We start from the raw sequence: 18,703 nt of genomic DNA, 5'->3' as shown, positions 1-18,703 counted from the left end.
ATGCCCGCAAATGATATTGACTGGCAGACGCTGGAGGCGGCAGCCCAGCAGGCCATGAAGAACGCCTACGCGCCCTACTCGAAGTTCCCGGTGGGGGCTGCGGCCCTCACCGAGGATGGCCGGATCGTCAGTGGCTGCAACGTGGAGAACGCCAGCTACGGCCTGACCCTGTGTGCCGAATGCGCACTGGTGGGCCAGCTTCACATGACCGGCGGTGGCAGGATCGCCGCGTTTTATTGCGTGGACGGCCAAGGAAATATCCTCATGCCGTGCGGGCGCTGCCGCCAGTTGCTCTACGAATTCAGGGCACCCGGAATGCAGCTCATGACAACTCAGGGAATCAAATCCATGGACCAGGTGCTGCCTGATGCGTTTGGTCCTGAACATCTGGAGGAAACCACGTGACCAGCACCGAAGCCTTCGACGCCGTCCAGATCATTTCCATCAAGCGCGACAAGGGCACGCTCACTCCCGAGCAGATCGACTGGACCATAGACGCTTACACCCGCGGGGTGATCGCCGAGGAACAGATGGCGGCACTGAACATGGCCATTCTGCTCAACGGCATGGACCGTGCTGAGATTTCCCGCTGGACTTCCGCCATGATCGCCTCGGGCGAGCGGATGGACTTTTCGTCGCTGACAACGCCCGACGGCGGCCGGAAGGCTACCAGCGACAAACACTCCACCGGTGGGGTGGGGGATAAGATCACCCTTCCGCTGGCCCCGCTGGTAGCCGTTTTTGGCGTGGCGGTCTCGCAGCTCTCGGGCCGCGGACTGGGCCACACGGGCGGCACACTGGACAAGCTTGAAGCCATTCCCGGGTGGAGGGCCAACCTGAGCAACGACGAAATCATGGCCCAGCTCCAGGACGTGGGTGCGGTCATTTGCGCCGCAGGCTCCGGGCTCGCTCCGGCGGACAAGAAGCTCTATGCCTTGCGTGATGTCACCGGAACTGTTGAAGCCATCCCGCTCATCGCTTCCTCGATCATGAGCAAGAAGATCGCCGAAGGAACGGGCTCCCTGGTGCTGGACGTCAAGGTGGGTTCGGGAGCGTTCATGAAGGACGAAGCCCGTGCCCGGGAACTTGCCGAGACCATGGTGGCCCTGGGCAAGGACGCAGGTGTGCACACTGTCGCTCTGATGACGGATATGTCCACGCCGTTGGGATTGACCGCGGGAAACGCGATCGAAGTGGAGGAATCGGTGGAGGTCCTTGCCGGCGGGGGTCCGGAAGATGTCGTCGAACTGACCGTCCGCTTGGCCGAGGAGATGCTGGCCGGTGCCGGCATCCACGACGCCGACCCCGCAGCTGCTTTGAAGGACGGCCGTGCCATGGACGTCTGGAACCGGATGATCGAAGCACAAGGGGGAGATCCCCGGGCCGCTCTGCCCGTGGCCAGGGAATCCGAGGTTATTTACGCACCCGCAGACGGTGTCCTGGTGGAACTGGATGCGCTTTCCGTCGGTGTCGCCGCCTGGCGCCTCGGCGCCGGCCGTGCCCGCAAGGAAGACCAGGTGCAGGCCGGCGCGGGAGTGCGGATGCACGCCAAGCCCGGTGCGCTGGTCCGTGCGGGAGAGCCCTTGATGACGCTCCTGACGGACACCCCGGAGAAGTTCGCACGGGCCAAGGAAGCGCTGCAGGACGCCGTAGTGATCGCGCCCGAGGGTTCACGCCCGGCGCATCAGCTCATCATCGACCGCATCGCCTAGGCTTAAGTGTTCCGGGCTGTTCCCCACGGAACAGCCCGGAACACCAGTCATCCGGCGCCTGTGCGGGAGCCGGCTACCGTAAGGAAACCGTGCAGGGCATCAACGATTTCATCCTCGCAGCAGCCGAGCAGCCATGGGTGTTGTTCCTGGTGCTGGCCTGCTGTGTCATTGATGGCTTCTTCCCGCCCATCCCCAGCGAATCCGTGGTGGTGGGCCTGAGCGCCGTCTCCGGAAGCAGCGGCTCGCCCAACGTGTGGCTGCTGGGTTTGATGGCAGCCCTGGGAGCGTTCTCCGGCGACAACATTGCGTATATCATCGGCCGACGCATCGGCATCCAGCGCTGGCGTTGGATGCGCACGCAGCGGATGCAGGGCGCCTTCCGTTGGGCAGGCAAGGAACTTCGACGGCGGTCGGCCTCGCTCATCATGGTGGCCCGCTTCATCCCCATTGGCAGGGTGGCTGTGAACCTGACAGCCGGCGCCACGCATTTCCACCACCGACGCTTCGTGGCCCTCACTGCCATGTCCGCCGTCCTCTGGGCCACGTATTCGGTGATCCTTGGCTACTTCTTTGGTGTCTGGTTCGAGGACAACCATCTGCTGGGCGCCGTCATAGCGATCGTTGTGGCCGTGATCCTGGGAATCATCATTGATCGGATCATCAGTAAAGTCCGGGGATCGGTTCCCTTGGACGGCAAAAACATCCCGGAGGAAGACGCCCCGACTCCACCCACGGTATGACGCTTCCTGCCCCGGAAGATCAGCCCGGCGGTTGACGACGGCACCTTATCAGCACCTATAGCGTTAAGCGTGTGATCCCTTGGCTGGGACGTAGCGAACGACGTCCCGGCCGTGGGACACTAGAGCGACTTCGGTCACATCGTCAAGTCATACTCGTCTAGGAGCTACCGTCGCGTGGAGTTTTTGAACCAAATGCTCGAGCATGCAGCCGGGCAGCCCTGGATATACCCGGTACTCCTGGTCTTCTTCTTCATTGACGGATTTGCCACCATCCTTCCCAGCGAAACAGCCATTGTTGGCCTCTCGGCGCTGTCCCTTCACAGCGGAGAACCCAACCTCTGGATTCTGGGAGCCACCGCACTGGTGGGCGCCATGGCCGGGGACAATATGGCCTACATGCTGGGCCGGAAAATCGGCCTCACCCGCTGGAAGTGGATGCGCAGGCCCAAGGTCCAGAAGATGTTTGCCTGGGCGCAGTACGAGTTGGACAAGCGCGGCGCGGTCCTTATCTTCACGGCCCGGTACATCCCTTGGGGTCGCGTAGCTGTGAACTACGTTGCCGGACAAACCGGTTTCCGCCACCGCACTTTCTTCTGGCTGGACGCTTTCGCGTGCATCACCTGGGTTGCGTATTCCATCGGCATTGGCTTGCTGGCGGGTCAATGGGTCCACAACAATCCATTGCTGGGCGTGGGGATCGCCGTCGCGTTTGCCGTGATCCTGGGAATTGTGGTCGATCACGCCCTGCGTTGGTGGCACAAGTACCTTGAGAAGAAGGATGCCGCCCGTGAAGCGGCTGCAGAGGCTGCGGTGCCCGCAGCAGAACCGTCGGATTTGTCGCAAAAGGCAGCCGCCGGCGTCGACCTCTCCAAACCCGCTGGCTAAGCATCTGCCGTCCCCCTACAGTTAGTACGTGACTGAGCCTATTCTTGACGCTGCCCCTGCCCTTGATTTCGATTTGAAGTCCCTGCCCAAGGTTTCCCTCCACGATCACCTGGACGGAGGACTCCGCCCGGCCACCATCATCGAGCTGGCCGAAGCCGCCGGCCACACCCTGCCCTCCACCGATCCCGTGGCACTGGGCGAATGGTTCCGTGAATCCGCCGACTCCGGTTCGCTGGTTCGCTACCTCGAAACGTTCGACCACACCGTGGCCGTCATGCAGACCAAGGAAGGCCTGTTCCGGGTCGCCAAGGAGTTCGTGGAAGACCTGGCCGAGGACGGCGTGGTGTACGGCGAAGTCCGCTGGGCACCTGAACAGCACCTGCAGCAGGGCCTGACCTTGGACGAGGTTGTGGAAGCGGTGCAGACCGGCCTCGAGGCAGGCATGGAATCCGCTGAAGAACGCGGCCAGCAGATCCAGGTAGGGCAGCTCATCACTGCCATGCGGCACGCCGACCGCGGTCAGGAAATCGCCGAGCTCGCTGTCCGCCACCGCGCCAACGGCGCCGTCGGCTTCGACATTGCAGGCGCTGAGGACGGCTTCCTGCCCTCCCGCTTCAAGGACGCGTTCACCTACCTGGCAGAGAACAACTTCCCGGCCACAGTCCACGCCGGTGAGGCCGCCGGATTGGACAGCATCCAGTCCGCCCTGGTGGATGGGCGCGCCTTGCGCCTGGGCCACGGTGTGCGGATCGCCGAGGACATCTCGGTGGAGTTCGAGGACAACTCCGACGACGACGGCGAGGACACCATCGGCATGGTGACTATCGGCAGCGTGGCCGCTTGGGTCCGTGACCGCGGAATTGCCTTGGAAATTTGCCCTTCCTCCAACCTCCAGACCGGTGCCATTTCCGGCTTTGGCGAGGGCATTGAAAGCCACCCGGTGGACATGCTCTTCCAGCTGGGCTTCAACGTCACCATCAACACGGACAACCGCCTCATGAGCGGTGTGACCCTGACGGATGAGTTTGAGCTCCTGGTGGAAACTTTCGATTACGACCTCGATGACCTGCTCGAACTGACGCTCAACGCCGCAGAAGCAGCTTTCCTGCCCTTGGACGAGCGCGAAGCCTTGGTTGAGTACATCAACGATGCCTACGCCAATCTCGGCTAACAACGGCCTGGCGGAGCTGCTGGGGACCGTTGCCGCCCTGCGTGAGCACTGCCCTTGGATGGGTGCGCTGACCCACGAATCGCTGGTTGAGTACTTGATCGAGGAAGCCTATGAAGTGGTGGACTCGATTGAGGCCGGCGACTCCCTCGACAGGGACCACGAGCTCCGCGGCGAGCTGGGCGATGTGCTGCTTCAAGTAGTACTTCACGCCCGGCTCGCCGAGGAGCGCGGCAGTTTTGACTTCGAGGACGTAGCCCGGGAAATCAACGACAAGATGGTCCGGCGAAATCAGCACGTCTTCAAAGCCGACGGATCCCTGCAGGACAGTTTTCCGGCCAGCGTGGAGGAAATCATCATCAAGTGGGACGCCGCCAAACGCGCCGAGAAGCCGGAGCGGAAAGATCCCTTCGAAGGCATCCCGCCGCACCTTCCTGCGTTGGCAGCGGCGCAGAAGTCCCTGGACCGGGCGGCCCGCGCAGTTCTGCCGGTTGACACCAGAACCCGCTCGGCCGACGTCGTACTTCCTGTCGTCCCGGACTCGGAAGAGGAGCTCGGCGCGTTGCTGCTCGCCGTCGTTGCCGGCGCCCGGGAGCAAGGACTCGACGCCGAACGGGCCCTCCGTGCCGCTGTTCGATCGTTTCAGAACACCCAGGCGCGGCCTTCATGACGTGAACAGTTGGAAGCCGTGCCGTAACCTAAGCCACTCTGGACTACGCTAGTAGCGACGAGGACGTTGAGAATTTCCCTCCTCATTCCTGTAATTTGCCCATAAGGAGCACATCCATGGCGCTTATCGATGCCATCCACGCACGCGAGATCCTTGATTCCCGCGGAAACCCGACCGTAGAAGTTGAGGTCCTGCTCTCCGACGGCCAGATCGGCCGCGCAGCAGTTCCTTCCGGTGCCTCCACCGGCGAGCACGAAGCCGTTGAACTCCGCGATGGCGACAAAGGCCGTTACCTCGGCAAGGGTGTCCAGAAGGCTGTTGACGCCGTCATCGACGAGATCTCCCCGGCCCTGATTGGTTTCGACGCCACCGACCAGCGCAGCATCGACCAGGCCATGATCGACCTGGACGGCACCCCCAACAAGGGCAAGCTCGGCGCCAACGCCATCCTGGGTGTCTCCCTGGCCGTTGCCAACGCTGCTGCAGCTTCTGCTGACCTTCCGCTGTACAAGTACCTGGGTGGCCCGAACGCCCACGTGCTGCCCGTTCCGCTGATGAACATCCTCAACGGCGGCTCGCACGCCGACTCCGATGTGGACATCCAGGAATTCATGATCGCCCCGATCGGTGCCGAGACCTTCTCCGAAGGCCTGCGCTGGGGCGTTGAGGTTTACCACAACCTCAAGGCTGTCCTTCAGGAAAAGGGCCTCTCCACCGGCCTCGGCGACGAAGGTGGTTTCGCCCCCAACCTACCGTCCAACCGCGCTGCACTGGACCTGATCACCGAAGCCATCAAGAACGCCGGCTACACCCCGGGAACGGACATCGCCCTTGCGCTGGACGTTGCATCCTCCGAGTTCTACAAGGACGGTGCCTACCAGTTCGAAGGCAAGGCACTTTCCGCCACCGAGATGAGCGCCTACTACGCTGAGCTCGTTGCCGACTACCCGCTGGTTTCCATCGAAGACCCGCTGGATGAGAACGACTGGGAAGGCTGGAAGACCCTCACCGACACCATCGGTGACAAGGTTCAGCTGGTGGGCGATGACCTCTTCGTCACCAACCCGGTCCGCCTGCAGCAGGGCATCGACGCCGCCACGGCCAACTCCCTGCTGGTCAAGGTCAACCAGATTGGTTCCCTGACCGAAACGCTCGACGCCGTGTCCCTGGCCCAGCGCTCCGGTTACACCACCATCACCTCGCACCGCTCCGGCGAAACCGAGGACACCACCATTGCTGACATCGCGGTTGCCACCAACGCGGGCCAGATCAAGACCGGTGCCCCGGCCCGCTCCGAGCGCGTGGCCAAGTACAACCAGCTGCTGCGCATCGAAGAAGAACTCGACGACGCTGCACGCTACGCCGGCCGCAGCGCGTTCCCGCGTTTCAAGGGCTAGCCTTCAGCGAAAACAGCTAACCGGTGGCTATGGTGGAAAGACCATGGCCGCCGGTTCTGTTTAACTCCGGTTCTGCTTAACGCGGGCCAGGTCAGCAACAGCAAGCGCAGCAACCCGCCAGGCAAGCACCGGGCATTACAGGAGTGTCATGGCCACCCGTCGTCCAAAGGTACCCAGGGCCGACGCCCTTGGCAGCACGCCCAGCCGCAGCCGCCCCGCCGGTGGCAGCCAAGCTCCCGGTGGTAGCCAACCTTCCGGTGGTAGCCCATCCGCCAGTGGTTCCCGCCCGTCCGGGGAAGGCGCAAGCTCCCACGTCGCCTCCGGCAAGGGATCCCAGGCTGGATCCAAGGGCGCGGAGGTCATCAAGGCCGAGTTTGGCGGCGAGCGTGCACCGTCGAACGCATCGACTCCCGCGGTGGGGAGCAAAGCCCCCGGCGCTGGCAAGAACTCCGCCGGCAGGAAGCCAACGGGGACTACATCCAAGGGTGTGGACACTAAATCTCCGGGCAAGGACCAGGGCTCCGGAAAGTCGGGCCCTGCCAAGGAAGACCGCGACCTCGATCCCGTACCGGCAAAAGCATTCTCCGGCCGGATGCTTGCGCTGGCCGTGGTGATGATTGCCATCACTATCCTGCTGGCCCCCACCGTGAAGATTTTCCTGGAGAAACGTGCCGAAATTTCCGCGCTGGAGGCAGAAATTGCCGGGCGGAAGGCTGAGCAAACTGAGCTGAACAAACAGCTATCCCGGTGGCAGGACCCCAACTACGTGAAACAACAGGCCCGGGACCGCATTAACATGGTTATGCCGGGTGAAACAGGTTACTGGGTGTTTGGGGGAGAAGAAGCCGCCGGCACACCGGGTGGCCGCACCGGCTCCGGATCGTCGGCCAACCCGGAGAATCTGCCCTGGGTGGATGCTCTCTGGGAGTCAATCAGACGATCGGCAACTGACTAGACGCGGTGCCCGCCGCCGTCGTGTCCGCATGGGACGTGACAAAAAGGGGCAGGAAGGTTGGTAGCGCAAGTGGAACAGAACACGGCAGCCGTGCCGCAGGGATCCCGCCAGCCATCAGCACACGATCTCGAGGTCCTGAGCCGCCAATTGGGCAGGCCGGTCCGGGATGTTGTGGAGATCCCGGCCAGGTGCGTCTGCGGGAACCCCTTGGTGGCGGCTACGGCTCCCAGGCTCAGCAACGGAACACCTTTCCCCACAACGTTCTACCTCACCCACCCCGTCATTACTTCCGCGGTGTCGCGGCTTGAAGCTGGTGGGCTGATGAACGAGATGAATGAGCGCTTGACTGCGGATCAGGAACTGGCCGGTGCCTACCGTGGCGCCCATGATGCCTACCTCCAGGCCCGCAACGAGATCGCCGGCCGCTCCGGCACCGGAGCGGTGCCGGAGATCGACGGCATTTCCGCGGGCGGCATGCCCACCCGCGTGAAATGCCTCCATGTCCTGGTGGGTCACTCGTTGGCTGCCGGACCGGGCATCAACCCGCTGGGGGACGAGGCACTGGCCTCGATCACCGAGTGGTGGACCAAGGACCGCTGTTATTGCGATGGCGCCTGGGACACAGCCGGCGAGGCCCCTTCGCAGGACTTGAGCCGCCATGGTCCGCAAGGACTGCCGGACATCGTGGGGCGTCCCGCGCCCGTGCGGAAATCCAAGAGCGAATCCCACGGCGAGCAGGAAGGTACTGCATGAGCCGCGTTGCTGCCATTGACTGCGGAACCAACTCCATCCGCCTCCTCATTGCTGATGCTTCTGCGGCATCAGAGAACGCTGCGACCGGTCCCCTGACTGACGTCGTGCGTGAAATGCGGGTGGTCAGGCTTGGCCAGGGCGTCGATGCTACGGGTGAACTGGCCCCTGAGGCCTTGGAACGCACCTTCGCTGCGACACGTGACTACGCGGAACTCATCACGGAGCACGGTGCAGGGCGTATCCGCTTCGCAGCGACGTCCGCCACGCGTGACGCCCGCAACCGGCAGGTCTTTGTGGACGGCATCCGGGAGCTCCTGGGCGTTGAGCCAGAGGTCATTTCCGGTGACGAGGAAGCTGCGCTGTCCTTCGCCGGGGCCAGCAGTGTCCTGCCGGCCACGGGGGCGGACCCAATCTTGGTGGTGGACCTCGGTGGCGGCAGCACTGAGTTCGTTCTGGGCGACTCCACTGGCGTCATCGCAGCACGCTCCGTGGACATCGGCTGCGTGCGGCTCACCGAACGTCACCTTCGCAGCGATCCGCCCACCGCTGCGCAAATCGCCGCAGCGGAGGCCGACGTCGATGCCGCGTTTGATCTTGCCGCGCAGACGGTACCGCTGGCCCGCGCCACGGCAGTGGTGGGCGTTGCCGGTTCCATCACCACCATCACCGCGCACGCGCTGGGCCTGGACGAATACCAGCCCAACCGGATCCACGGTGCGTCGCTGGACCTGGAAACCATCACCGATGCGTGCACCAACCTGCTGGAAATGACCCGGGACGAGCGCGCGGCGCTTCCCTACATGCATCCGGGCCGCGTGGACGTTATCGGCGCCGGAGCGTTGGTGTGGCGCCGGATCCTGGACCGTTTGGCGACTGTCAGCCAAGGAACCATCCAAGCGGCCGTCTCCAGCGAACATGACATCCTGGACGGCATTGCCCTGAGTATCCGGGACAGCCGATGACACAGCGGCACCGGCGCGCCCTGTCAGCTGCGCTTGCCACCATGCTGGCCGGTGCGACGCTGGCCGGTGCGCTGTTGTCGGCTCCGGCGGCCAACGCTGACGCGTGGCGGGACAAGGAGTACTGGCTCAAGGAATCTGGAGTCATCAACGCCTGGCAGGTGTCCAAGGGTGCTGGAGTCAAGGTAGCCATCATCGATAGCGGTGTTGACGGAAGCCACCCGGACCTCAAGGGAGTTGTGGTCGGGGGAACGGACGTCTCCAATGCCGGGGCTCCGAACGGACAAAAAAGCATCGGTGCCAACACCGAGCACGGCACATTGGTGGCCACCATGCTGGCCGGGCGGGGCCACACAACACCCACGCCGCCCCCGTCGCCCTCAGCGTCCGCTTCGGCGTCACCTGCCCCACCGCCTCCGCCGCCAACCACTCCGCCTGCCGGGGGACCGGACGGCATCACCGGGGTTGCGCCCGAAGCGGAGATTCTGGCCATCTCAACCTGGCTGGGTTCACCCAACCCCGGCGGCAAGACAGACCAGGAGCAGATACCGGAGGCCGTCCGCTGGGCCGTGGACAACGGTGCCAAGGTCATCAACATTTCCCTGGGCAGTACCTCGCCGGATTGGCCGCAGAGCTGGGATGCAGCGTTCCTTTACGCGGAGCAGAAGGACGTGGTGATTGTTGCCGCCGCCGGAAACCGCGTTGGAGGCAATATTCAAGTTGGCGCCCCGGCCACCATTCCTGGTGTCCTCACCGTGGCAGGCCTTGATGGCGAGGGCCGCGCCAGCGTTGACTCCTCGTCCCAGGGCATCAGCATTGGAGTGGCTGCCCCGGCCGAAAAGCTGGTGGGCGGCATCCCCGGAGGTTCCTATGCCGAGTGGGCTGGGACGTCCGGAGCGGCCCCCATCGTGTCGGGTGTGGCGGCACTGATCCGTTCCAAGTGGCCGGAAATGAGCGCTACCCAGGTCATCAACAGGATCGTCAGCACTGCCAAGGACGCCGGCGCTCCCGGCAAGGACCCAATTTACGGCTACGGCATCCTTAACGCCGAAGCCGCGTTGAAGAATGACGTACCCGTCACCAGCACTAACCCGCTGGGTTCCATCGGGGACTGGATCCGCGTCCACCGGCGTGGTGTCTTCAGCGAGCCCGAGCCGGCGCCCGTGGCAAGCCCCACCAGTGCCGCACCCACGCTGGCCGATCCGACTGTTCCCGTAGCGAAGACGCCGGCCACCATGGACGACGCCCTTCCTGCCGCCGTCGTGCTTGGTTTTGGCGCCCTGTTCATTGCCTTGGTCTCAGGTGCGGCGATCCAGTTGCGAAGGGTCTCAAAGAACCCGCCCGCAGTGCCCGAAGAGGCCGAAACGGGTGCCCTTGTAAAGGTGGATCCACCCACCCGGACGTAGTTAGTGAAGATTTTCACAAAGTGCTGTACTCTGGAATCATGGCAACCACCCCAGAGCTCATTGACCGTCCCCGGGTTCTCGTCGTCGGCGGCGGTTACGTCGGCCTGTACGTAGCACTCAAACTGCAGAAGAAGATCGCGAACGCAGGCGGAATCGTCACCGTCGTTGATCCACTGCCGTACATGACCTACCAGCCCTTCCTTCCGGAAGTTGCCGGCGGCAACATCGAGGCACGCCACGCCGTCGTCTCCCACCGTCAGCACCTCAAGCAGACTGAGCTCATCCAGGGCCGCGTCACCAGCATCGACCACGCAAACCGCACAGCGGTGATCGCCCCCTCCGATGGCGGCGAAAACTTCGAGATCCCGTACTTCGACGTCGTGATCGCAGCCGGCGCCATCACCCGCACATTCCCCATCAAGGGCCTCGCGGACAAGGGCATCGGCCTGAAGACCATCGAAGAAGCCGTTGCACTGCGCAACAAGGTGCTGGAGCGCATCGAATCCGCTTCCACCATGACTGACCCCGCAGAACGCGCCAAGGCACTGACCTTCGTAGTTGTCGGTGGCGGTTTTGCCGGCATCGAATGCCTCACCGAAATGGAAGACCTCGCCCGCGCAGCTGTGCGGAACAACCCGCGCATCCGCCAGGAGGAAGTCCGCTTCATCCTGGTCGAAGCCATGGGCCGCATCATGCCCGAGGTCACCGCTTCGCAGGCCGAATGGGTTGTGGAGCACCTCCGCAGCCGCGGCATCGAAGTACTCCTGAACACTTCCCTGGACAGCGCCGAGGGCAACCTCAAGCTGATCAACCTCCCTGACAAGACCTCTGCCGGCGAAGTTGAAGCAGACACCCTGGTGTGGGCTGCCGGTGTGCAGGCCAACCCGATGATCCGTTCCACCGACTTCCCGCTGGAACCGCGTGGCCGCGTTCGCGTCCTCCCGGACCTCCGCATCGCCGGCGATGAAGGCATTGTGGAGAACGCCTGGGCCGCCGGCGACATCGCCGCCGTTCCGGACCTCACGGGCAAGGGCCTGCCGGACGGCACCTGCGTCCCCAACGCCCAGCACGCACTTCGTCAGGCAAAGAAGCTCGCAAAGAACCTCTGGGCTTCCCGCTGGGACAAGCCGCTGCACGACTACAAGCACAAGAACCTCGGTGCCGTAGCCGGATTCGGCGAGTGGAAGGGTGTTGCCAACATCAACCTGCTCGGCCGCATCGGCCTCAAGGGCGGCCTCGCCTGGCTGGCACACCGTGGTTACCACGGCATGGCCATGCCCACGGTGGAGCGCAAGTTCCGTGTGATCTTCGGTTGGATCCTGGCCTTCTTCGCAGGCCGCGACACCACGCAGCTGATGGACCTGGACAACCCGCGCGGTGCCTTCGTGGCTGCGGCTACTCCGGCTCCCAAGCCCGCTGCCGCTCCGGCACCGGTGGAAGCCAAGCCGGTTGCCCAGGAAGTCAAGACTCCGGTAACTGCTGACGCCAAGTAGTACACGCTCGACGGCGGCCGTCCCCTTGAGGGGGCGGCCGCCGTCGGCGTTTAACCGTCTGCGTTTTAAGAAGTGCCGCTGCACGGCTGCCCCTAGACTGTCTTCATGTCCGGTGAAACCGATCTGAAGACCCTCCTGGAATCCCTTCATCCCGTAGCCCGTGACGGCGAGTACGTGTACGCCCTGTGGCCGCACGGCCGGCCATTGGAGGGCGGCATCGAGGCGGCCGTTCGGGAGGCTGAGGGCCTGACTGTTGTCCTTCACCGCGACGAAGCGGACTCGTTGGGCCTTAGCTACGATTTCGTGGCCACCTGGATCACACTGCAGGTCCATTCGGCACTGGAGGCCGTGGGCCTGACCGCAGCGGTCAGCGCGGCGTTGACGCACGCGGGCATCAGCTGCAATGTCCTTGCCGGGTTCCACCACGATCACCTCCTGGTGCCATCGGCGGACGCGGGCAGGGCCATGGATGTGCTGAGGCTTCTGGCACGCGGCGTGGTCCTGCGCTCCGAACAGCCCGAGGACCGGGCCGAGATCCTGGAACTCACTGCGCGGGCCTTTTCCGTCTCACCGGTGACCGGCCAACCTGTTGAAGGTACGCCCATTGAGGTGGGGCTCCTGAAGGAGCTCTTTGAGTGCAGCGAATACATTCCGGAGCTCAGCATCGTAGCTGAGATGGGTGGGGAGATAGTGGGGCACGCCATCAGCACCAGGGGCTGGGTGGACCAGCTGGAGCTCCTTGCACTGGGCCCCATAGGCGTGCTTCCACCGTTCCAGCGGCGTGGAGTGGGTTCTGCGTTGATGCGCGAAACGGCGGCACGCGCCACGGCCCTTGGAGAGCCCGGGATCGCTTTGCTTGGCAGCCCACTGTATTACCCGCGTTTCGGCTATGTTCCGGCTACTTCGTTAGGCGTTGAACCGCCCGAGGCTGCGTGGGGAGACCACTTCCAGTTGTTGCCACTTCCAGGGTGGCCCGACGGCGCCAGCGGCACCTTCCGCTACGCCGCGCCATTTAACAGGCTCTAGCTGAGATACCATTGTCCGGGCGCCCCAGTAGCCCAATTGGCAGAGGCAGCGGACTTAAAATCCGCGTGTTGTGGGTTCGAGTCCCACCTGGGGCACAGCGGCAAGGTGAGAGCTCTTTCTCCCTTCCAGTGCATCGTTCTTCTCCTCAGCGCATTTTCCCAGCCACCTCGGAGATTCCCCACAGGCAACGAGTGTTATAGGGATGTGACCTGAATCACTTATGTTCCGGGGGTAATTGCACTAGTTTGAGTCCTAATCAGGAACACCTGAGTAATCGCATCAAAGGCAGTTCGCACCTTTCGATCGAGGAGACAACGCATGTTTGATCTTTCCCCAGCGGCGCCCCGAGCCGCCAAGCTAACAGCGCTTGGCATTGGGGTCGCTCTCTTGGCCACAGCTTGTGGTGGGTCTTCGACGCCCACCCAGACTGGGTCTTCTTCCGCCGCCGCGGCAGGTATCGCCTGCCCGGCACCGAGCGGCGGGGCGGGAGCCGGCAACAGCCAGGCTGCCACCAACACGGGACCAGTACCTCCCTCGACCACAACGACGGCTACGCCGCTTAAGCTTGGATCGCTCCTGCCGACAACGGGGTCGCTGGCGTTCCTTGGCCCGCCCGAAATTGCCGGCGTCAACCTCGGTATCAAGGAAGTCAACGACGCCGGTGGCGTTCTGGGTGCGCCGGTGGAAGTAACCCACCGCGACTCCGGCGACACCAAGACGGACATCGCCACGCAGTCCACCACGGCCCTGCTGGGCCAAGGTGTGAGCGCAGTGATCGGTGCGGCCTCGTCCGGCGTTTCCAAGACGGTCATCAACCAGATCACCGGTGCCGGCGTCATCCACTTCTCTCCGGCAAACACCTCGCCTGACTTCACCACATGGGATGACAAGGGCCTCTACTGGCGCACCGCACCCTCCGATGTGCTCCAGGGCAAGGTCCTGGGCAACTACATGGCCACCTGTGGCGCCCAGACCGTTGGCATGATCGTTCTCAACGACGCTTACGGAACCGGCCTGCAGAAGAACGTCAAGGAAGCCTTCGAGGCAGCCGGCGGCAAGGTTGTTGCTGAAGAGCTCTTCAACGAGGGCGATTCGCAGTTCAGCAGCCAGGTGGATAAGGTCCTCGCAGCCAAGCCGGATGCAATCGCACTGATTACCTTCGACCAAGCCAAGAGCATCGTCCCGCTGATGACCGGCAAGGGCGTCAAGCCCACGCAGCTGTTCATGGTTGACGGCAACACCTCGGACTACAGCAAGGACTTCCAAGCCGGCACCATGAAGGGCGCACAGGGAACCATCCCCGGTACGTTCGCCAAGGACGACTTCAAGAAGAAGCTCCTCGCAATCGATCCCGCGCTGAAGGATTACAGCTACGCAGGTGAGTCCTACGACGCCGTGAACCTGATCGCGCTGGCCTCTGAGGCAGCCAAGAGCACCAAGGGCACGGACATCGCAGCCAAGCTCAAGGAAGTCTCTGAAGGTGGCGAGAAGTGCACGAACTTCCCGTCCTGTGTCACCTTGCTCCGCGAGGGCAAGGATATTGACTACGACGGACAGTCCGGTCCGGTAACCTTCTCCGATGCCGGTGACCCCACCGAGGCATACATCGGTATCTACGAATACCAGGACGACAACACCTACAAGCCGGTCCGCGAAGAGTTCGGCAAGCTCTAAGCTGAACGCCAACTAGGCCGCTTTTAGCGACGGGCCCCCTTCCTCATCAGGAAGGGGGCCCGTTGTGCGTCTCCCCAAGCTTCAATAAGGCTTTCACACAGGCGGTGGACCTACCATGTCCACATGAAGCTAACCCGGGAAGCCCGCTCCATCGCGGTGGTCATCAATACCGGTTCACGCAAAGGCTCTGCTGCCCGGGAGCTGGTGGTCCGGAGCCTGGACGCGGCAGGGCTTCCGGTCTCGGCCATGTATACGGTGGACGAGGCCGGGGACCTCAACCGGACTTTGGAACGGGCGGTCACTGGAGGGCATGACCTTGTGGCGGTGGGGGGAGGAGACGGAACGGTTGCTTCCGCCGCAGGACTGGTGGCGGGTACGGACGTGGCGTTGGGTGTGCTTCCACTGGGTACCGCCAACGATCTTGCCCGGACGCTGGAGATCCCCAAGGACCTGGGTGAGGCCTGCAAAGCCCTCGCCGAGGGAAAAATAGTGGATATAGACCTCGGCCGGGCTAATGGGCAGCCCTTCCTCAACGTGGCTTCAGCCGGCCTGTCCGTAGCCGTTACCCAAGCCCTCAGTCCGCGTCTCAAGCGGCTCATTGGACCCATGGCCTACGGAGTGGCTACGGTGCGCTCCTATGCCAAGCACAAGCCATTCCACGCCCGTCTGGAGTTCCCGGAGGGGGACCATCAGCCTGTGGAGCTGGAGAACCTGTTGCAGGTGGCTGTAGGGAACGGACGCTACTACGGCGGCGGCAATGCAGTTTCTCCCACCGCAGGGATTGATGACCACACCCTGGACATCTACGCAATCCTGATGGCTCCCCTGCGTGAGCAAGCAAAAATCGCTCGCTCGCTCAAGAACGGCAAATTTGTGGAGAACGAGCGAGTGCACCATGTCACCAGCCAAAGGGTCAGGCTGGTGACCACCCCGCCACTGCCGGTGAACCTCGACGGCGAGATCACCACCGGGACACCCACCGACTTCACTGTTCAACGCAACGCGGTGCATGTGGTGGTGCCGAAGGACAGCACCAGCGCCACATTTGAGGGACGCCCCTGAGCTTTCCTGAACGTCCCTGGACGCGCCGAAGGCCCGGCTCCGGAGCGACACCGGAACCAGGCCTTCGGGGCTGACGCAGCTAGACCTCGTCCGCCAGAGTACCCAAGTAAAGCTGGATGACCTTGGGGTCCTTCATGAGCTCGCGCCCCGTGCCGGTGTACGCGTCCTTGCCCTGGTCCAGGACGTATCCGCGGTCACAAATCTGCAAACAACGGCGGGCATTCTGTTCCACCATGATCACTGAAACACCGGCGCGGTTGATCTCGTGGACACGCAGGAAGGTCTCGTCCTGTTTGACGGGGGAGAGGCCTGCCGACGGCTCGTCAAGGAGCAGCACGGCCGGGTCCATCATTAGTGCCCTGCCCATGGCCACCATCTGGCGCTCACCACCGGACAAGGACCCTGCACGCTGGGCGCGCCGCTTTCCCAGTTCAGGGAAGAGGCTGGTCACAAAGTCGAAGCGTTCGGAGAAGTCCTTGGGCCGTTGGAACATGCCCATTTGCAGGTTCTCTTCAATGGTCAGCGTGGCAAAAACATTGTTGGTTTGCGGCACGAAGCCCACGCCCTGGGTAACCAGCTTGTTGGCCTTCAACCCGGTGAGGTCCTGGCCCCGGACCACCACTGTGCCGGAGTGGACCTTCACCAAACCGAACATGGCTTTCAGGAGCGTGGACTTACCGGCGCCGTTAGGCCCGATGATGCCAATGAGTTCGCCCTTGCGGGCCTCAATGCTGCAGCCGTTGAGGATGTTGACGCCGGGAATGTAACCGGCCACGAGATTAGTGACCTTGACGACGGAATCACCGGCCGGGGCGGCCGCCGAGGCGGGCATTTCGCTGATGCTGCTGCTCATTTCCCGTCCTCCTTCTTGGTTTCTTCGATTTCGGACAGGATGCCTGCATCTTCGGTTCCCACCACGGACTCTTCGTCAGCTTCCAGTTCAGCCTCGAGTTCCTTGATGCCTTCGGCGTCGCCCAGGTCCACATCGTGGTGCGCACCAAGGTAGGCATCGATGACAGCGGGGTTCTTCATGACCTCGCCCGGAGGTCCTTCGGCAACAACCTTGCCTTCGGCCATGACCACTACCCAGTCGGCGATGTGGCGGACCATGTTCATGTCGTGCTCGACGAACAGAACGGTCATGCCCTCCGCCTTGAGGTTCTTGATGTGGTCCAACAACGACTGCGTCAGGGCCGGGTTCACGCCGGCCATGGGCTCATCGAGCATCACCAGTTTGGGCTTGACCATCAAGGAACGCGCCATCTCCAGGAGCTTCCGCTGGCCACCGGAGAGGGATGCTGCGTAGTCGTCCTTCTTGGCGTCCAATTTGAACTTTTCCAGCAGCAGGTTGGCTTGGGCCGTAATTTCCTTTTCGCGTCCACCCCACATGCCCTTGAACAGGGCTTTGGAGAGTCGCTCGCCGGGCTGGTTCGCCGCGCCGAGCCGCATGTTCTCCATAACGGTCAGCTTGCCCATCACCTTGGTCAGCTGGAAGGTGCGGACCATGCCCATGCGGGCCACCTTGTAAGAGGAGACCCCTGCCAGGCTGTTGCCTTCAAACTGCCATTTACCTGTATTGGGAGTGTCAAAGCCAGTGAGCAGGTTGAACAGCGTGGTCTTCCCTGCGCCATTGGGACCGATCAAAGCGGTGATCTTGTGGCGCGGGATCTCGAGGTATTCAACGTCCACGGCGTTGATGCCGCCGAAGGAACGGGTGACGTCCTCAGCCACCACAATGGGATCGCGCTTCTTGCAGCCGGGGGTGTTTTCCCCGACGGCGATAGGCCGCGAATCGGTCATGTAGTCGATGTTGTTTTCGTTGGTCTCACTCATGCGAAAGCAAGCTCCTTCTTATTGCCGAAGACGCCTTGCGGGCGGAAGATCATCAGCAGCATCAGCGCAACACCCACCAGGATGTAGCGCAACTGGCCAGCTTGGACGGTGGTCAGCCAGGTAATGATTCCTGATTCGATGAGGCCGTAGAGCAAGCTCTGCGTCAGTGAGAGCACAACCCAGAAGATCATGGCTCCAATAACCGGCCCCAGGACAGTGGCCATGCCGCCGAGCAGGAGGCAGGTCCACAGGAAGAATGTCAGTTCCGTGCCGTAGTTGGACGGTTGGACGGCACCGCGGGGGAGCGTGAAGATCATGCCCGCCAAGGCGCCCAGCACGCCACCAATGACCAGGGCCTGCATCTTGTAGGCGTAGACGTTCTTGCCCAGGGAGCGGACGGCGTTCTCGTCCTCGCGGATGCCCTTTAGGACACGGCCCCATGGGCTGCGCATGAGGAGCCACACCAGGACGCAGCACACAATGACCAGTCCCCAACCCACCACGCGGATAAAGAAGTCGCGGTTGTTCATGCCCATATAGGAACCCTCGGGGAAGGGGTTCATGGCATAGAAGGTGTTCTCGAACGCTGCCAGGCCGTTGGCGGAGCCTGTGACGCTGGTGAGCTGATTGGTGGTGACTACGTAGCGGACAATTTCTGCCGCTGCAATGGTGACAATGGCCAGGTAGTCCGCCCTGAGCCGCAGAGTAGGTATACCCAGGATGAACGCGAAGATGACCGAGCAGAGAATAGAAATGATCAAAGCCAGGAAGAACGGTGCGTCGAACGTCAGGGTGGAAATGGCGAAACCGTAGGCACCCACGGCCATGAAGCCGGCTTGGCCGAAGTTCAACAGCCCTGAGTAGCCAAAGTGCACCGCGAGGCCCAGAGCGGCAAGTGCGTAAGCCGCCGTCGTTGGGCTGAACAATTCGCCAAGGGCGCTGGAGAGAATAAATCCGAAGTCCATGGCCC

General features: G+C 62.9%; 18 protein-coding genes and 1 tRNA gene. 16 read left to right on the top strand and 3 right to left on the bottom strand.

Going from position 1 to position 18,703, the window contains the following annotated elements; genetic code table 11:
- The 16 genes from HAV21_RS09065 (at position 1) to HAV21_RS08990 (ending at position 15,900) form a co-directional block, all read left to right on the top strand.
- Complete coding sequence (locus tag HAV21_RS09065; RefSeq protein ID WP_142939910.1) at positions 1 to 405, top strand: cytidine deaminase; 405 nt, start codon at positions 1 to 3, stop codon at positions 403 to 405.
- A complete protein-coding gene (locus tag HAV21_RS09060; protein ID WP_166841455.1) occupies positions 402 to 1,712 on the top strand; it encodes a thymidine phosphorylase in 1,311 nt (436 codons plus the stop codon). Before HAV21_RS09065 ends, HAV21_RS09060 begins: the two co-directional genes overlap by 4 nt.
- Positions 1,713 to 1,801: 89 nt before the next feature.
- Positions 1,802 to 2,452 carry a DedA family protein gene (locus HAV21_RS09055; RefSeq protein WP_142939908.1) on the top strand — a complete coding sequence of 217 codons (651 nt, stop codon included), beginning with the start codon at positions 1,802 to 1,804 and terminating at the stop codon, positions 2,450 to 2,452.
- Positions 2,453 to 2,644: 192 nt separating this feature from the next.
- Entirely contained in the window at positions 2,645 to 3,337 is a 693-nt protein-coding gene (locus tag HAV21_RS09050) for a DedA family protein (RefSeq protein WP_142939973.1), read from the top strand.
- 28 nt (positions 3,338 to 3,365) lie between these two features.
- Entirely contained in the window at positions 3,366 to 4,508 is a 1,143-nt protein-coding gene (locus HAV21_RS09045; protein WP_142939907.1) for an adenosine deaminase, read from the top strand.
- Positions 4,486 to 5,175 carry a MazG nucleotide pyrophosphohydrolase domain-containing protein gene (locus HAV21_RS09040; RefSeq protein WP_166841454.1) on the top strand — a complete coding sequence of 230 codons (690 nt, stop codon included), beginning with the start codon at positions 4,486 to 4,488 and terminating at the stop codon, positions 5,173 to 5,175. The genes HAV21_RS09045 and HAV21_RS09040 overlap by 23 nt, the downstream gene beginning before the upstream one ends.
- Before the next feature lie 116 nt (positions 5,176 to 5,291).
- Positions 5,292 to 6,572: a phosphopyruvate hydratase gene (eno, locus tag HAV21_RS09035; protein WP_142939905.1), complete on the top strand. Its 1,281-nt coding sequence runs from the start codon at positions 5,292 to 5,294 to the stop codon at positions 6,570 to 6,572.
- A gap of 148 nt (positions 6,573 to 6,720) precedes the next feature.
- Positions 6,721 to 7,527, top strand: a complete 807-nt coding sequence (locus tag HAV21_RS09030) for a septum formation initiator family protein (protein WP_166841453.1) — start codon at positions 6,721 to 6,723, stop codon at positions 7,525 to 7,527.
- A gap of 69 nt (positions 7,528 to 7,596) precedes the next feature.
- Complete coding sequence (locus HAV21_RS09025) at positions 7,597 to 8,280, top strand: DUF501 domain-containing protein (RefSeq protein WP_347877629.1); 684 nt, start codon at positions 7,597 to 7,599, stop codon at positions 8,278 to 8,280.
- Positions 8,277 to 9,242 (top strand): Ppx/GppA phosphatase family protein, encoded by a 966-nt coding sequence (locus HAV21_RS09020; protein WP_142939902.1) that lies wholly within the window; start codon positions 8,277 to 8,279, stop codon positions 9,240 to 9,242. Before HAV21_RS09025 ends, HAV21_RS09020 begins: the two co-directional genes overlap by 4 nt.
- Positions 9,239 to 10,645 (top strand): S8 family serine peptidase, encoded by a 1,407-nt coding sequence (locus HAV21_RS09015; RefSeq protein ID WP_142939901.1) that lies wholly within the window; start codon positions 9,239 to 9,241, stop codon positions 10,643 to 10,645. The genes HAV21_RS09020 and HAV21_RS09015 overlap by 4 nt, the downstream gene beginning before the upstream one ends.
- Positions 10,646 to 10,683: 38 nt before the next feature.
- Positions 10,684 to 12,138, top strand: coding sequence for an FAD-dependent oxidoreductase (locus HAV21_RS09010; RefSeq protein WP_142939900.1), 1,455 nt, complete (start codon positions 10,684 to 10,686; stop codon positions 12,136 to 12,138).
- A 105-nt stretch (positions 12,139 to 12,243) separates the two neighbouring features.
- Positions 12,244 to 13,164, top strand: coding sequence for an N-acetyltransferase (locus tag HAV21_RS09005; RefSeq protein ID WP_166841451.1), 921 nt, complete (start codon positions 12,244 to 12,246; stop codon positions 13,162 to 13,164).
- Positions 13,165 to 13,185: 21 nt separating this feature from the next.
- Positions 13,186 to 13,259 (top strand) — tRNA-Leu (locus tag HAV21_RS09000).
- 223 nt (positions 13,260 to 13,482) lie between these two features.
- Positions 13,483 to 14,838 (top strand): ABC transporter substrate-binding protein, encoded by a 1,356-nt coding sequence (locus tag HAV21_RS08995; RefSeq protein ID WP_142939898.1) that lies wholly within the window; start codon positions 13,483 to 13,485, stop codon positions 14,836 to 14,838.
- 123 nt (positions 14,839 to 14,961) lie between these two features.
- Positions 14,962 to 15,900, top strand: a complete 939-nt coding sequence (locus HAV21_RS08990) for a lipid kinase (protein ID WP_166841450.1) — start codon at positions 14,962 to 14,964, stop codon at positions 15,898 to 15,900.
- Positions 15,901 to 15,979: 79 nt separating this feature from the next.
- Here the strand turns inward: HAV21_RS08990 and HAV21_RS08985 are convergent, their stop codons facing one another.
- The 3 genes from HAV21_RS08985 to HAV21_RS08975 are packed head-to-tail and all read right to left on the bottom strand — an operon-like array spanning position 15,980 to position 18,698.
- Entirely contained in the window at positions 15,980 to 16,753 is a 774-nt protein-coding gene (locus HAV21_RS08985; RefSeq protein WP_017198706.1) for an ABC transporter ATP-binding protein, read from the bottom strand.
- Positions 16,750 to 17,733 carry an ABC transporter ATP-binding protein gene (locus HAV21_RS08980; protein WP_142939896.1) on the bottom strand — a complete coding sequence of 328 codons (984 nt, stop codon included), beginning with the start codon at positions 17,731 to 17,733 and terminating at the stop codon, positions 16,750 to 16,752. The genes HAV21_RS08985 and HAV21_RS08980 overlap by 4 nt, the downstream gene beginning before the upstream one ends.
- A complete protein-coding gene (locus HAV21_RS08975) occupies positions 17,730 to 18,698 on the bottom strand; it encodes a branched-chain amino acid ABC transporter permease (protein WP_142939895.1) in 969 nt (322 codons plus the stop codon). Before HAV21_RS08975 ends, HAV21_RS08980 begins: the two co-directional genes overlap by 4 nt.
- Positions 18,699 to 18,703 lie beyond the last annotated feature (5 nt).

The organism is Paenarthrobacter sp. MSM-2-10-13, from assembly GCF_011605365.1.
Taxonomy (GTDB): Bacteria; Actinomycetota; Actinomycetes; order Actinomycetales; family Micrococcaceae; genus Arthrobacter.
This window is presented reverse-complemented; position numbering and strand designations above follow the sequence as displayed.